Source organism: Micromonospora sp. NPDC049301, assembly GCF_040678715.1.
Lineage (GTDB): Bacteria > Actinomycetota > Actinomycetes > Mycobacteriales > Micromonosporaceae > Micromonospora.
Genome location: NZ_JBFAQO010000008.1, coordinates 139288 through 152474, shown reverse-complemented (window position 1 = coordinate 152474; position 13187 = coordinate 139288). Strand labels below are relative to the sequence as shown.

The following is a 13187-nucleotide window of genomic DNA, read 5'->3' as shown; positions in this document are numbered from 1 at the left end:
TGCCGAGCGAGATGCCGCAGATGATCGTGACGCACCCTGGACTCGGAGTGAACCGAATGTCGATCGCCTGGCGGGACGCCATGGCCAGAGCCCTTTACGGGCCGGGCGGCTTCTTCGTCGCCGGCACCGGGCCAGCCGACCACTTCCGCACCAGCGTGCACGCCTCGCCCGCGTTCACCAGCGCACTGCTGCGCCTTCTCGCGCAGGTCGACTCGGCTCTCGACCATCCGGACCGGCTCGACGTGGTCGACGTCGGCGCTGGACGCGGGGAACTCCTGCACGGCCTGATGCGCGGCGGGCTCGCGATGGGGGACGCCCGCCGCTCGCCCGACGAGCCGTCGCCGGTCGCCGTTGGCCCCACGCTTGCCGAACGGGTGCGATTCACGGCAGTCGAGTTGGCACCCCGACCCGAGCATCTGCCCGAGGAGATCGGCTGGGTGTCCGAGATCCCGGCGGGGATCAACGGACTGTTGATCGGCACCGAGTGGTTGGACAACGTCCCGCTGGACGTGGCGGTGCACACCGAGGACGGCTGGCGGTACGTGCTGGTCGACCCCGAGAGCGGCGCGGAAACGATCGGTAAGCTGGTCCGCCCCGATGATCTCGACTGGCTGACGACGTGGTGGCCCACAGCCCGGCCGGCGCAGGGATCGAGCCTGACCGCCCGGAGCCGGCCGGGCTGCCCGGAAACCCCCCACAGCGACCACGTGCGAGCCGAGATCGGGCGGACCAGGGACGACGCCTGGGCGCGCGCGGTGAGCAGCATCGAGCGCGGCATGGCGCTGGCCGTCGACTACGGGCACCTGCGGGAGGCGCGACCGGTGGACGGGACGTTGACCGGGTACCGGGCTGGGCGGCAGGTGCCGCCGGTGCCGGACGGGTCGGCCGACGTGACCGTGCACGTGGCCATGGACTCCGTCGCCTCCGCCGGTGCGGCGGTCGCCCGGTGTGCGTACTCCCTGGTCTCGCAGCGGGAGGCGCTGCGGGCGCTCGGGGCCGACGGCGGCCGACCGCCGCTGAGCCTGGCCGGCACCGACCCGGCGGGGTACGTGCGGGCGCTGGCCGCCGCGTCGGCGGCGGCGGAGCTGACCGACCCGGCCGGGCTCGGCGGGCACTGGTGGCTGCGGCAACCGGTCGGCATCCCGCTCGGGCCGGCCGTGGCACGATGACGGGCATGACCACCGACGCCGGGGACCTCCGTGAACTGACCGTCGGCACCGGGGCCGGCCTGGTCGCCGGCACCGGCGGTCAGCAGCTCGGCACCGACATGGTGCTGAACATCGGCCCGCAGCACCCCTCCACGCACGGCGTGCTGCGGCTGAAGCTGGTGCTCGACGGCGAGCGCGTGATCGCCTGCGAACCGATCGTCGGCTACATGCACCGGGGCGCGGAGAAGCTCTTCGAGGTGCGCGACTACCGGCAGATCATCGTGCTGGCCAACCGGCACGACTGGCTCTCGGCGTTCTCCAACGAGCTGGGTGTCGTGCTCGCGGTGGAGCGGCTGATGGGCATGGAGGTGCCGGAGCGGGCCACCTGGCTGCGGATGGCCCTCGCGGAGCTCAACCGGGTGCTCAACCACCTGATGTTCCTCGGCTCCTACCCGCTGGAGATCGGCGCGATCACGCCGGTCTTCTACGCCTTCCGGGAGCGGGAGACCATCCAGGCGGTGATGGAGGAGGTCTCCGGCGGCCGCATCCACTACATGTTCAACCGCGTGGGCGGGCTCAAGGAGGAGGTGCCCTACGGCTGGACCGGCCGGGCCCGTGCGGCGATCGGCGAGGTACGCCGGCGGCTCCCCGACCTGGATCACCTGATCCGGCGCAACGAGATCTTCCTGGCCCGGACGGTGGGCGTCGGGGTGCTCTCCGCCGCGGACGCCGCCGCGTTCGGCGCGTCCGGGCCGGTGGCCCGGGCCTCCGGGCTCGACCTGGACCTGCGCCGCGACGATCCCTACCTGGCCTACGACCAGCTGGACGTGCCGGTGGTCACCCGCACCGCCGGCGACTGCCACGCCCGCTTCGAGGTGCTGCTCGACCAGGTGTACGCCTCGCTGGACCTCGCGGAGCAATGCCTGGACCGGGTGGACCGGCTGACCGGGCCGATCAACACCCGGCTGCCGAAGGTGCTCAAGGCGCCGGAGGGGCACACCTACGCCTGGACCGAGAACCCGCTCGGCATCAACGGCTACTACCTGGTGTCCCGCGGTGAGAAGACGCCCTGGCGGTTGAAGTTGCGCACCGCCTCGTACGCCAACGTGCAGGCGCTGGCCACCCTGCTTCCCGGCTGTCTGGTGCCGGACCTGATCGCCATCCTCGGCTCGATGTTCTTCGTGGTGGGCGACATCGACAAGTGAGCCGGACGGGCAGGGTCAACGCCACCGGTCGGTGACCGGGGCGCCGCCGGCGCGCGGCACGTCGTCCTGCGGCGGGTAGCCGTACCGCTCGTCGACCCGGCGCCGGCCGGCCCGCTCCGGTGCGGGCTCCGCCTGGTGGCCGCGCTGGCGTGGCGGGCGCCACTCCTCCGGCACCGGCACGCCGCCCACCGGCAGCGCCGGCCGGCCCGCCGGTTCGTCCCGCCACCCGCCGTCGCGGTCGTGCCGGCGCGCCGGCTCGTCCCGGTGGTACGGCTCCCGCTCGTCGTGCCGCCGCGACTCGTCGTAGCGGCGCGCATCCTCGTGCCGGCGCGCATCCTCGTGCCGGCGGGGCTCCTCGTGCCGGACGGAGGCCCAGCGGTCGGCCACCCGGTACTCGGTGCCCGTGGCGTCGGCGTGCACCTCCGCGCGGCGCTCCCCGACCCGCAACTCCCGACCGTTGTCGTCGTCGCGTACGGCCGCCCACCGGTCACCGGCCCGCAGCTGCGACCAGTACTCACCGGTGTCGTCCGCCCGCAGGGCCGGCCCCGGTGTGGCGGTCGCCCGGTCGGGTTCCCGCTGCTCGGACCAGCCGCGGTCGTCGGGGTCCTCCCACGAATCCGGCTGCGGCCGATCCGCGACGTGCTGCGGCCGGGCCCCCCAGCCGGGCTCGTCGGGCTGGGCGTACGCGTCGCGTGGATCGGTCCACTCCGGCTCGTCGCGGCGGGCCGTCCAGCCGGGCTCACCCCGGGTCGCGGGCTGCGCGCCCCGGAAGCGGTCGTCGGTGGGGCGGGCACGGTCGTCGGCGTACCCCGGCTCCTCCGGCTCACCCCAGGAGCGGTCCGCCGGGCGGGAACGCTCCTCCGCGCCACCGCCCCGGGTCCACTCCTGCGCCGGCGCGGTCCACTGGCCGGCGTACCCGCCGCCGTACCGCCCACCCGGCTCGGCCGGACCGCCGTCCACGACGGTGTGCCGGGTGGTGACGTGCACCGTCTCGGTGTGCCGCACCACGCCGACCGGGCGGTGCACCGACTCGGGTCGGTCGTGCTCACGAGGGCGGGGCACGGAGCCGTACCCGGCGGCGGCCGGTCGTTCCGCGCCGTACCCGGCGGCCGGTCGCTCACCGCCGTACCCGGCGGCCGGTGGCTCCGCGCCGTAGAGCCCGCCGCTGGCCGGCGGCTCGGTGCCGGCGTCGGGGGCAGCCCGGTGGTACGCCGGCTCGTCGTCGTCCGCGCGCTCGGGGCGGCTCCACCGGGCGGCGGCGTCCTCCGGGCCCGACACCCGGCTTCGGCCGGCAGGAGCGTCGCCGGGCACCGACACGCGGCTCCGGGCGACCGGAGCATCGCCCACCGGCTCGCCGGCCGACACCCGCGCCCGGCCGGCGCCCGCCGGTTCGGCGGCGGGGGCGGCACCAGCGAGCGCGGCGCCGCTGGCGTCGAGGCGGCGGCGGACGGCGACGACGCCCTCCTGGGCCCGCTGTGCCTGGTCGAGCGCCTGGTTACCGCGCTGGGCGGCGGCGACGATCTCGGCGCGCAACTCCCGGCGGAGCTCCTCGATCTCGTCCAGCAGCTCATCGGCCCGCGCCGAGGCGTCCTCGCCGTCGGGCCGCAACGCGATGGAGAGACCGATCAGCACCACCGCCAGGATGGCGAGCACCGCCGCGAAGCGCAGCGGGCCGTTACCGTCCGCGACCAGCAGGATCAGCGCCGCCACCGGCGCGAGAGCCACGCCGGCCCAGAAGAGCATGGTCAGCAGCGGCGGTTGACGCCGGGCATCGGGGGCGACCGGGGCTGGCATGGCTCTGCAGCCTACCGAGGATCCCCAGCCGAGGGAACGGGGTCCCGGGACGCGCGGACGCCCCCGCCCCCGGGTGGGGGCGAGGGCGTCGTCAGCACGCCACGAGGTGGCTCAGCTGGTGGCGAAGGCGCCGTCCGACGAGAAGATCAGGCCGACGCTGATGGTGCCGGTGCGCAGCCCGTTCTTGGTCAGCGGCCCGCCCTGGTCCAGGGAGGAGAACGAGCCCACCGAGAGCCCGTACGTCTTCTCGAGGCCCGGCTTGCAGAACGCACGCTGCTGGCACTCCGGCGGGCCACCCAGCACGGTCGCCTTGCCGGAGCACTTCGCGGCCAGCTCGGACAGGGTCCGCACGCCGTACTTGTCGGCGAACGCCTGCGTGACCGCGAAGGCGTTCTGGTCCTGCGCGGCGGCCGGGGTGCCGAAGGTGATGCCCACCTTGTCGCCCTCGGCCTTGAGCGCGGTCACCGTGGTGTTGATGTCGGGCGAGGAGACCGGCGGGGGGTTGGCGCCGTTGGCCTTCGTGTTGAGGAACTCCGCCATCGTCGCCGCGTACTCCGGGACGACCTGGATCTCGCCCTTCTCCAGCGCCGGCTCGTAGAGCTCGCGGTTGCCGATCTGCTGCACCTTGACCTGGTAGCCGGCGGCGGTGAGCGCGATCCGGTACAGCTCGCCCAGCGTCTGGCTCTCGGCGAAGTTCGCGGCACCCACCACGATCTCGCCGCCCGGACCCTTGGCGATGCCCGCGGTGAGGTTGTTGGCGGAAGCGAACTCCTCCGCCGCCACCTTGGGGGTCTTGCGGTCGTCGTTGACGGCCTTGTTGAGCTGGATCAGCTTCGGCGTGTCGAGCGCGGCCGAGACCTTGTCCAGTGCGGCGATCAGCTGCGGGTTGGCCGCCTTGCTGTTGACCGCCGGAATGACGTTGTCGGAGTTCTGGAGCTTCTTGTCGTCCTGGAGAGCGATGAGCTGCTGCCCGGCGACCGGGGCGCACCCGGCGCCCGAGGCGCCCTGCTGGGGCGCGTCGGTGCCGGACGAGCCGGCGTCCCCGCACCCGGTCAGGAGCCCTGCCGCGGCGACGGCGCCGATCGCACCGATCGCCAGACGTGTACGTGCGCGCATGTGCCCGCCTTCCGTGTCCCGGCGCGACCCGTCCCGGGCCGGCCGCGTGTCCGACGGGCGATCCTGACTGTCGGACGCCCGCGAATGTCCACCCAACATCCTCCGCAACCGACCGACAACCTGAGATGGACTTCGTCACCCCATCGTCACCGAACGACCCGCCGCCGATCGGTGCTTCCGCGACGGCTCACCCGGACGGATCACCCGCCGAACGGGCGGGGCGGGTCAGGCTCGGCCGGTGGCGTCGGCGGGCCGGGGCCGCCCGGTGTGCTGCCGGCCGCGCCGCAGCGGACGGGGGGTGACCAGCCGTTCGACGCTGCCGAGAAGGACCTCGGCCAGCAGCGCGAGCCCGGCCACCAGCACGCCGCCGGCCAGGATCTGACCGCCGCCCGCGGCGATGCTCAGGCCGAACCCGGTGCGGATGATCTCGCCGAGCCCGCCGCCGTTGACGAACGAGGCCAACGCAGTGGTGGCGATCACCTGCACGGCGGCGGTCCGGAATCCGGCGGCCAGGTAGGGCACCGCGAGCGGCAGCTCCACCCGCCGCAGCACCTGCCCGCCGGACAGGCCCATCCCGCGGGCCGCGTCGAGCGCCTCCAGGTCCGCCTGGCGTACACCGGTGTACGCGTTCGCCAGCAGCGGCGGGACGGCGAAGACGGCCAGCGCCACCACCACCGGCGTACGGCCGAAACCGAGGAAGGTCAGCGGCAGGATGGTCAGCAGCGCGAGGGTGGGGATGGCCAGTGTGGCGTTGGACACCAGCACCACCAGGCCACCACCCCGGCCGGTGTGCCCCAGCCAGAGCCCGAGCGGCCAGGCCACCAGGCAGCCGAGCGCCACCGCCGCGGCGGAGATCGTCAGGTGCTCGCCGAGCCGGTCCAGGATGCCGCCGGGGTTGGTCCAGTTCAGCGGGTCGTTGAGCCACTGCACCGCCTGCTGGACCGGGCTCGCCGCGACGCTCATCGGGCACCCCGGGCGGACCAGGGGGTGACCAGCCGGCCGACCAGGACGAGCAGCAGGTCCAGCAGCACGGCGAGCGCCACGCTGAGCACCGTGCCGGTCATGATCTCGGCCTTGTAGAGGTTGTTCTGGAAGCCCGCGAAGATCAGCTGACCGAGCCCGCCGTGCCCCACCAGCACACCCACGGTGACCAGGGCGACCGTCGACACGGTGGCCAGTCGCACCCCGGTCATGATGCCCGGGATCGCCAGCGGCAGGTCGATCCGGAACAGCCGGCCCCACCGGCCGTAGCCCATGCCCTCGGCGGCCTCGCGGACCTCGGGCGGCACCTGGTTCAGCCCCGCCACCACGTTGCGGACGATCAGCAGCAGCGCGTACAGGACCAGGCCGACCAGCACGGTGGTGGCGCCGGTGCCCAGGTAGGGCGCGATGAACGCGAACAGCGCCAGCGACGGGATGGTGTAGATCACGCCGGTGACGCCGAGGATCGGCCCGGCCAGCGGGCGGAACCAGTACGCGACCACGGACAACGGCAGGGCGATCAGCACCGCGATCAGCACCGCGCGCCCGGTGAGGGAGGCGTGTTCACGCACCGCCGCGAGGATCGTGTCAGAGTTGTCCCGCACGTACTGCCAGGAGAACCAGGGGTTACCCGGGTCGGCCCGGTAGCTCAGGCGGAAGGACATACGTGGACGTTACCCCGGAGGCTGCCAGCGGGGCCCAGGCCCCTCGCGCGGCGTCGATCTCCCTTCAGGGCATCCAGAAGCGCTACCCGAACGGCACCGAGGCCGTCCGGGATCTCAGCCTGGAGGTGAAGGCCGGCGAGCTGGTGGTGCTGATCGGCCCGTCCGGCTGCGGCAAGTCGACGGTGCTGCGCATGGTCAACCGGCTGATCGAGCCGACCGCCGGGCGGATCATGCTCGGCGACGAGGACGTCACCGACGTCGACCCGGTGCGGCTGCGCCGCCGGATCGGCTACGTGATCCAGAACGTCGGGCTGTTTCCACACCAGACCGTCCGGGCGAACGTGGCCACCGTGCCCGGGTTGCTGGGCTGGTCCCGGGAGAAGACCCGGGCCCGGGTCGACGAGCTGCTCGACCTGGTCGGGCTGGATCCGGCCCAGTTCGGCCGCCGCTACCCGCACGAACTGTCGGGCGGGCAGCGACAGCGGGTCGGAGTGGCCCGTGCGCTCGCCGCCGACCCGGTGGTGCTCCTGATGGACGAGCCGTTCTCGGCCGTCGACCCGATCGTCCGGGCCCGCCTCCAGGAGGAGTTCCTCCGCCTCCAGGCCGAGGTCCGCAAGACGATCCTGCTGGTCACGCACGACCTCGACGAGGCGGTCCGGCTCGGCGACCGGATCGCGGTGCTCTCCCAGGGCGGTCACCTGGAGCAGTACGACACGCCGGCCGCCCTGCTCGGCGCGCCCGCCACCCCGTTCGTGCGTGAGTTCGTCGGCGCCGACCGGGGCATCCGCCGGCTGGCCGTCACCCAACTCGACCGGGACGCCCTGGAGCCGGTGCCCGGCGACGCGGCGGCGGACCTGCCCACCGTGCCGCTGGACGGCTCCGCGTACGACGCGCTGGCGGTCCTGCTCACCTCGGGACGGGACCGGCTCGTGGTGACCGACGGCGGTCGACCCGTGGGCGCGCTCAGCCGGCAGAGCCTGCTCGACCTCGGCCGCGTGCCGAGCTGACCCACCCGGCCAACGCGGTCGGGTCAGGCCCGGCCGCCGAGGCTCGCGGTCCCGATGATCCAACCGGAGAGGAAGCCGTAGCTGGCGCCCGCGCTGGCGTCCTGCAATGCGCCCAGCAGCGACGGGTCCGGGCCGAACGGCGTCGCCAGCACGGCGGCGAGCCCACCGGCCAGCACGTACGCGGCCCAGCCGGAGAAGAACTGGCTGACCGGGCTGGGCACCCGGGCCACCTGGGCGGCCGGCAGCAGATAGAGCAGCGCCACCGCGAGGACCACCAGCATGACGGCCCGCAGGTCGCCGGCGAGCAACCCGCCGGGCTGCCCGTCCGCGTCCAGCCGCCAGGCGGGCCAGGCGAGCAGGCGCAGGTAGTAACCACCGGCCGAGTCCGGGGTGGCCGGCGTGCCGGCCCAACCGGTGTACGCCGGGCTGCCACAGATGCCGACCAGCAGCAGTACGGCGAGCGCGCCGGTGCCGGCGGCCGTCCCGTAGCGGCTGACCGGGCCGGTGCGGTGGAAGAGCCCCATGACCCGCCCAGGGCGCGAGCCGACCGATCGGGCGGACCTGGGCTGCCTCGACCGGCTCAGTGTTTCACCAGGTAGTCGATGAAGGCGGCCCGCAGCAGCGGCGCCGACTCCTCGTAGCCGTGACCGGTCAGCTCCCGCCACAGCGCGTTGGCCTCGTCGATGATCGGACCGATCGAGTTCGGCGCGCCGTCCAGCACCGCGGCCTCGTCCGCGTTCGGCAGGTGTCGCAGCACCGACCAGTAGAACTCCACGTCACGGCGCTCCCGGGCCAGGGCGAACGCCCGCTCCCGCAGTTCCTCGGTGGACAGCGCGTCGAGCTCCTCGAACGAGGATCCGCCGGGGGTGGCGGCAGGTGTGTCGGTCATGCCGCCGAGCCTAACGGTCGAGATCAGCTCCGGCCCGGCGGACGCGGCACGGCTCACCGCTCGCCGTCGTCCCACCGGCGCGGGCTGTCCTCCCAGCGCGGATCCCGCCACGGTTCGACCGGTTGCGGCGCGGCCGGCGTCGGCAGGGTGGAAGGCCAGTTGTCGACCGGCTGCGAACGTGGCACCGCCCAGCCCGTGCTGATCGCGCCGTCGCCGACCGGCTCGGGCGTCTCGGTGCTGCCCGCCCGGGGCCGTCCGAACGTCTCGACCAACCGGGTGACGAGCAGGCCGACGCCGAGCGCGACCCCGCCGACCGTCCAGTGGTCGAACGACCAGCCGCGCACCCTCGCGTACGCCTGGAAGACGCTGACCAGGCCCACCGCCAGCAGGGTGCCGAACAGTCCGCCCCGACGGCCGTACGCGCTGGTGCCGGCGAGCAGGGCCACCCCGATCGCCAGCACCGTCCAGTCCAGCCCGGGGTCGGGTGCGACCGGGTCGGGGCCGTTGGCGGCGAGCAGCACGCCGGCGAGCGCGGCGAGCACCGTGGAGCCGACCAGCGCGAACGCGGTGACCACGGCGGCCACCACGCCCCGGCGACGGGCCGGATCGGCGATCGGCCGGTACCGGCCGACCAGCCGGCGGATCGCCCGGATTGCCCCGAACAGCCCGCCGAGGACCGCCACCGCGGCGAACCCGGCGAACAGGTAACCAGCGCTCCGCCCGGGGTCGAAGTCGCCCTGCACCAGCACGGGCGCCGACCGGCGTTCGATGTACACCACCACCCCGGCCGCACCGGCGAGACTGGCCGCCCAGCCCGGCACGTGCAGCACCACCACGACCAGCGCCAGCGCCAGCCCGCCCAGCGCGGCGACCGCGACGGCCGGCCCGACGGACGCCGCCAGCCCCTGGTCGCCCTGCTCCGCGTAGTGCAGGGCGGCGGCGACCGCGACCGGCCCGACAGCCAGGTTCGGCGCGGCGGTACGCAGGCTCAGCCCGGCGGCGAGGGCGAGCAGCCCGAGCCCGACCACGTCGACCAGCAGGGTGCGCAGGTTGTCGCCGCGCAGCACGTCCGAGTCGGCCCGCCAGAGCAGCCAGCCCAGGGTGGCGAGGCCGGCCAGCAGCAGGATCTCCCATCCCAGGTGCACGCCGACCCGGTCCCGGCCGGGCTCGCCCTGACTGGGGTCGTCGAAGACGTTCTCGAGAACGGCGGCGGGCACCCCGGACGAGGGCTCGAGGAGCCCGTCCCGGCCCGCTTCTTCGTACCCCATGACGCCGCCTCCCCAGTGGCCGGCCGTCCCCGGTCCCGTGCGGGGACGGACCGGGGCGGCCGTTGCTCTCCGATCGCAGGCACCGTACCCGCGCCCGGAGCCGGGCGTAACCCCCTGTCAGCGCTGGCCGGGGTGGCTCTCGCGCTGGTCGGGCTCGCGCTCGTCGTCCGGGCGCTCCGGCACCCGGCAGGAACGCTCGAGCCAGAGCGCGGCGCCCACCAACGCCAGCGAGGCGAGGAGGCCGAACCCGGCGGCCGGTCGATCCTCCGTGGCGGCCCGGGTGGTCTCGACGAAGAGCCAGCCGGTGAGCCCGGCATAGAAGCCGGCGAAGATGGCCGCGGCCAGGGCCGACGCCTTGGCCAGCACCACGAGCCGGGCGACCAGCAGCGGGTTGACCGGATCGCGGCCGGGCTTGCGCTCGATCCGCCCCCGCGTGTTGATCGCGGCGTACGCCTCCAGCACGGCGAGCGCGGCGAGCGTCACCACCGGCAGCCAGGGCAGCCGCGGGATGCCGCTGTAGTAGAGGGTGCTGATCAGCAGCCAGGCCACCGCCGCCGCGGCCAGGGCGGCCACGACCAGGGTGGAGATCCGGGTGGGGCCCATCCGTGACCGGTCGGGGCCCGGCCCGCCCGGTCGTGGGGACTTCGCCTGCGTCATGCCGGCCGGCTCCGCTCGGTCATGCCGTCGACTCTAACGCCAGTTCCGGTCGGGGGCGCAGATCCAGCGCGTCGTCCGCGGCCGGACCGGTGGTGAGCAGGTCGGTCAGCCAGCCGTGACCGGGCAGCCGTCCGTACGGCTGGATGTCGATCCACGGTCGCAGCACGAACGCGCGCAGGTGCGCCCGGGGGTGCGGCAGGGTCAGCTCGGGATCGTCGCTGAGCACCGGCTCGTCGTCGTCACCCCAGACCGCGATCACGTCCACGTCGAGGGTGCGCGGCCCGAACCGCCGCTGCGGGTCGCGGACCCGGCCGGCCGCGCGCTCCGCGGCCCGCGCCCGCTCCAGCCAGTCGCGTGGGGTGGCGGCGTCGTCCTGGGCCAGCAGCACCGCGTTGAGGTACGCGGGCTGATCGGCGTCACCCCACGGTGGAGTCTCGTACACGCCGGATAGGACCAGCACGCTGTCACCGAGCGTGGCGACGGCGGTACGCAGGTGGCCCAGCCGGTCGCCCAGGTTGCTGCCGAGCGAGAGCACGGCCCGGGTCACCGGGCACGCGCCCGGGTCATGGTGACGGCCACGTCGGTGAAGGTGTGCGGCACCGGCGCCTCCGGCTTGTGCACGGTGACGGTGGCGCTGGCGACCCGCTCGTCGGCCAGGCACACCGCGAGCAGCCGGTCGGCGAGGGTCTCGATCAGGTTGACCGGCTCGCCGGTCACCACCGCGACCAGGCGTTCGGCCAACTCGCCGTAGTGGACGGTGAAGGTGACGTCGTCGGTGGTGGCGGCCGGGGCGAGGTCCATCTCCAGCACGGCGTCGACGACGAAGTCCTGTCCCTGGACCCGTTCGAAGTCGTACACCCCGTGCCGCCCCCGGGCCCGCAGGCCGGTCAGCTGGATCCGGTCGGTCATCGCTTCCCCTCTCGCTCGTGACCAGCACAGGCGGCGGCCATCCGCGGTCTGCCGGTGGCGACCCAGACGGCGAGCGCGTCGGCGGTGGCCCGCACGTCGTGCACGCGTACCCCCCAGGCGCCCGCCGCGACCGCGAGCACGCTGGTGGCGACGGTCGCCGCCTCCCGCTGCGCGGTGGATCGCGGCGTCCCGTCCGGTGCGGCGAGCAAGCGGCCGAGGTAGGACTTGCGGCTGGCGCCGAAGAGCAGCGGATACCCGAGGTCGAGCAGCTCCGGCAGCCGGGCGCTGAGCTCCCAGTTGTGCGCCGCGGTCTTGGCGAAGCCGAGGCCGGGGTCGATGACGATGCGGTCGGCGGCCACCCCGGCGGCCAGCGCCGCGTCGATCCGCTGGGCCAGTTCGGCCCGGACGTCGGCCACCACGTCGGTGTAGCTGGCCAGGTCGCGCATCTCGCGGGAGTGTCCACGCCAGTGCATCAGCACCCAGGGGCAGCCGGCGTCGCGGACCACCCGCGCCATGTCGGGGTCGGCCAGTCCGCCGGAGACGTCGTTGACGACGACCGCGCCAGCGCCCAGCGCGGCCTCGGCCACCCGGGCGCGGCTGGTGTCAATGCTGACCGGCACGCCGGCGGCGGTCAGCTCGCGGATGACCGGCAGCACCCGGTCGGCCTCGGTCGCCGCGTCGATCCGTTCGGCGCCCGGGCGGGTCGACTCACCGCCGACATCGACCAGGTGCGCACCGGCGTCGCGCAGACGGACGCCATGTCCGACGGCAGAGCCGAGGTCGGCGTACCGTCCGCCGTCGGAGAAGGAGTCCGGCGTGACGTTGAGGACGCCCATCACCACCGGGCCCGGGGCCCGCACCAGATCGGTCACGACTAGACGGTACCGGTGGTCGCGGCGGACCCGACCAGCCCGGGTCGACCCTCGATCACCATCCCTGACGTGCGCATTGGAACAGGTGTACGATCGGTCGTCCAGGCAGTATCAGGCAGTCCCTTCGCGGCTTGTCGCAATCCGGGGCGGCCCGTACGCTTTGGAATTGGCCAGCATCGAGATGGCGAAGCCTGGAGGGAGGGCCGAAGCGGGGAAAAACCGCCCAAAGCTCACCACTCTCCGTGGTGAGTAACGAACACAGGGTCGAGAACGCTGCGCCCTGTGAGCACATTTCCCGCCAGGCTTGCCTACTGCACCGCCGCGGCACCGCCGGCCGCGATATGGGGAGGTTCCAGTGATCGCCTTCGAGCTCATGGAGACGGCGTCGTCCGGCGTCGCCCACGCGCTCTCCACCCTGGCGTCAGCTCCGCTCGCCGAGCCGGCACCGAAGGGGATCGACACCAACAGTGTGGTCACCTTCTTCGCCAGCAAGATCGCGCCAATCCTGCTCGCCGTCCTGGGTGTCATCTTCATCGGGCGGGCCAGCCGGGGCGAGATCTCCAAGGTGCTGACCAGCTCCGCGATCGCCATCGTCGGGCTGGCCTTCATCGCCGGCGCGGCCACACTCTTCTTCGTCGGCGATTACCTGATCGATCTGATCTTCGAGTAGGCGCGT

15 protein-coding genes are annotated in these 13187 nt (G+C 73.9%); 4 read left to right on the top strand and 11 right to left on the bottom strand.

Translation table 11 applies throughout. The annotated features are described in order from the left end of the window. Window positions 1–56 precede the first annotated feature (56 nt). Together AB0K07_RS23715 and AB0K07_RS23710 are read left to right on the top strand one after the other, a co-directional pair. Window positions 57–1169 carry an SAM-dependent methyltransferase gene (locus tag AB0K07_RS23715; protein ID WP_363757613.1) on the top strand — a complete coding sequence of 371 codons (1113 nt, stop codon included), beginning with the start codon at window positions 57–59 and terminating at the stop codon, window positions 1167–1169. Beyond that, a complete protein-coding gene (locus tag AB0K07_RS23710) occupies window positions 1166–2353 on the top strand; it encodes an NADH-quinone oxidoreductase subunit D (protein ID WP_363757611.1) in 1188 nt (395 codons plus the stop codon). The genes AB0K07_RS23715 and AB0K07_RS23710 overlap by 4 nt, the downstream gene beginning before the upstream one ends. A 15-nt stretch (window positions 2354–2368) precedes the next feature. Here AB0K07_RS23710 and AB0K07_RS23705 read toward each other — a convergent pair whose 3' ends face one another. The 4 genes from AB0K07_RS23705 to AB0K07_RS23690 form a co-directional block, all read right to left on the bottom strand. Continuing rightward, the gene (locus tag AB0K07_RS23705; protein WP_363757609.1) at window positions 2369–4147 is read right to left on the bottom strand and encodes a hypothetical protein; all 1779 of its coding nucleotides are present in this window, start codon (window positions 4145–4147) and stop codon (window positions 2369–2371) included. Window positions 4148–4258: 111 nt separating this feature from the next. Continuing rightward, complete coding sequence (locus AB0K07_RS23700; protein ID WP_363757607.1) at window positions 4259–5263, bottom strand: glycine betaine ABC transporter substrate-binding protein; 1005 nt, start codon at window positions 5261–5263, stop codon at window positions 4259–4261. 225 nt (window positions 5264–5488) lie between these two features. Continuing rightward, window positions 5489–6226: an ABC transporter permease gene (locus AB0K07_RS23695; protein ID WP_363757605.1), complete on the bottom strand. Its 738-nt coding sequence runs from the start codon at window positions 6224–6226 to the stop codon at window positions 5489–5491. Beyond that, window positions 6223–6909 (bottom strand): ABC transporter permease, encoded by a 687-nt coding sequence (locus AB0K07_RS23690; protein ID WP_363757603.1) that lies wholly within the window; start codon window positions 6907–6909, stop codon window positions 6223–6225. Before AB0K07_RS23690 ends, AB0K07_RS23695 begins: the two co-directional genes overlap by 4 nt. Window positions 6910–6911: 2 nt before the next feature. Here AB0K07_RS23690 and AB0K07_RS23685 point away from each other — a divergent pair, with 2 nt between their 5' ends. Beyond that, window positions 6912–7916: an ABC transporter ATP-binding protein gene (locus AB0K07_RS23685; protein ID WP_363757601.1), complete on the top strand. Its 1005-nt coding sequence runs from the start codon at window positions 6912–6914 to the stop codon at window positions 7914–7916. 23 nt (window positions 7917–7939) lie between these two features. On the opposite strand, the gene AB0K07_RS23680 is transcribed toward AB0K07_RS23685, so the two are convergent. The 7 genes from AB0K07_RS23680 to folP all read right to left on the bottom strand — a co-directional run bounded on the left by AB0K07_RS23680 (window position 7940) and on the right by folP (window position 12511). After that, window positions 7940–8440 carry a hypothetical protein gene (locus AB0K07_RS23680; RefSeq protein WP_363757599.1) on the bottom strand — a complete coding sequence of 167 codons (501 nt, stop codon included), beginning with the start codon at window positions 8438–8440 and terminating at the stop codon, window positions 7940–7942. 56 nt (window positions 8441–8496) lie between these two features. Continuing rightward, the gene (locus AB0K07_RS23675) at window positions 8497–8805 is read right to left on the bottom strand and encodes a hypothetical protein (protein WP_363757597.1); all 309 of its coding nucleotides are present in this window, start codon (window positions 8803–8805) and stop codon (window positions 8497–8499) included. Between the two features lie 53 nt (window positions 8806–8858). Continuing rightward, on the bottom strand, window positions 8859–10073 hold the full coding sequence (locus AB0K07_RS23670; RefSeq protein WP_363757595.1) for an ABC transporter permease: 1215 nt from the start codon (window positions 10071–10073) through the stop codon (window positions 8859–8861). Window positions 10074–10190: 117 nt separating this feature from the next. After that, window positions 10191–10730 carry a DUF3180 domain-containing protein gene (locus tag AB0K07_RS23665; protein ID WP_363757593.1) on the bottom strand — a complete coding sequence of 180 codons (540 nt, stop codon included), beginning with the start codon at window positions 10728–10730 and terminating at the stop codon, window positions 10191–10193. Window positions 10731–10749: 19 nt separating this feature from the next. Continuing rightward, window positions 10750–11277, bottom strand: a complete 528-nt coding sequence (gene folK, locus AB0K07_RS23660) for a 2-amino-4-hydroxy-6-hydroxymethyldihydropteridine diphosphokinase (RefSeq protein ID WP_363757592.1) — start codon at window positions 11275–11277, stop codon at window positions 10750–10752. Beyond that, window positions 11274–11639 carry a dihydroneopterin aldolase gene (gene folB / locus AB0K07_RS23655; RefSeq protein ID WP_363757590.1) on the bottom strand — a complete coding sequence of 122 codons (366 nt, stop codon included), beginning with the start codon at window positions 11637–11639 and terminating at the stop codon, window positions 11274–11276. The genes folK and folB overlap by 4 nt, the downstream gene beginning before the upstream one ends. Beyond that, window positions 11636–12511, bottom strand: coding sequence for a dihydropteroate synthase (gene folP / locus AB0K07_RS23650; protein WP_363757588.1), 876 nt, complete (start codon window positions 12509–12511; stop codon window positions 11636–11638). Before folP ends, folB begins: the two co-directional genes overlap by 4 nt. Window positions 12512–12866: 355 nt before the next feature. Here folP and AB0K07_RS23645 point away from each other — a divergent pair, with 355 nt between their 5' ends. After that, the gene (locus tag AB0K07_RS23645; RefSeq protein ID WP_030327982.1) at window positions 12867–13181 is read left to right on the top strand and encodes a hypothetical protein; all 315 of its coding nucleotides are present in this window, start codon (window positions 12867–12869) and stop codon (window positions 13179–13181) included. The last annotated feature ends 6 nt before the right edge of the window (window positions 13182–13187 follow it).

Excerpts from the sequence above, each read along its gene's own strand:
- AB0K07_RS23715 (WP_363757613.1), top strand. The coding sequence starts at position 57 with ATGTCGATCGCCTGGCGGGACGCCATGGCCAGAGCCCTTTACGGGCCG.
- AB0K07_RS23710 (WP_363757611.1), top strand. The coding sequence starts at position 1,166 with ATGACGGGCATGACCACCGACGCCGGGGACCTCCGTGAACTGACCGTC.
- AB0K07_RS23705 (WP_363757609.1), bottom strand. The coding sequence starts at position 4,147 with ATGCCAGCCCCGGTCGCCCCCGATGCCCGGCGTCAACCGCCGCTGCTG.
- AB0K07_RS23700 (WP_363757607.1), bottom strand. The coding sequence starts at position 5,263 with ATGCGCGCACGTACACGTCTGGCGATCGGTGCGATCGGCGCCGTCGCC.
- AB0K07_RS23695 (WP_363757605.1), bottom strand. The coding sequence starts at position 6,226 with ATGAGCGTCGCGGCGAGCCCGGTCCAGCAGGCGGTGCAGTGGCTCAAC.
- AB0K07_RS23690 (WP_363757603.1), bottom strand. The coding sequence starts at position 6,909 with ATGTCCTTCCGCCTGAGCTACCGGGCCGACCCGGGTAACCCCTGGTTC.
- AB0K07_RS23680 (WP_363757599.1), bottom strand. The coding sequence starts at position 8,440 with ATGGGGCTCTTCCACCGCACCGGCCCGGTCAGCCGCTACGGGACGGCC.
- AB0K07_RS23675 (WP_363757597.1), bottom strand. The coding sequence starts at position 8,805 with ATGACCGACACACCTGCCGCCACCCCCGGCGGATCCTCGTTCGAGGAG.
- AB0K07_RS23670 (WP_363757595.1), bottom strand. The coding sequence starts at position 10,073 with ATGGGGTACGAAGAAGCGGGCCGGGACGGGCTCCTCGAGCCCTCGTCC.
- AB0K07_RS23665 (WP_363757593.1), bottom strand. The coding sequence starts at position 10,730 with ATGACGCAGGCGAAGTCCCCACGACCGGGCGGGCCGGGCCCCGACCGG.
- folB (WP_363757590.1), bottom strand. The coding sequence starts at position 11,639 with ATGACCGACCGGATCCAGCTGACCGGCCTGCGGGCCCGGGGGCGGCAC.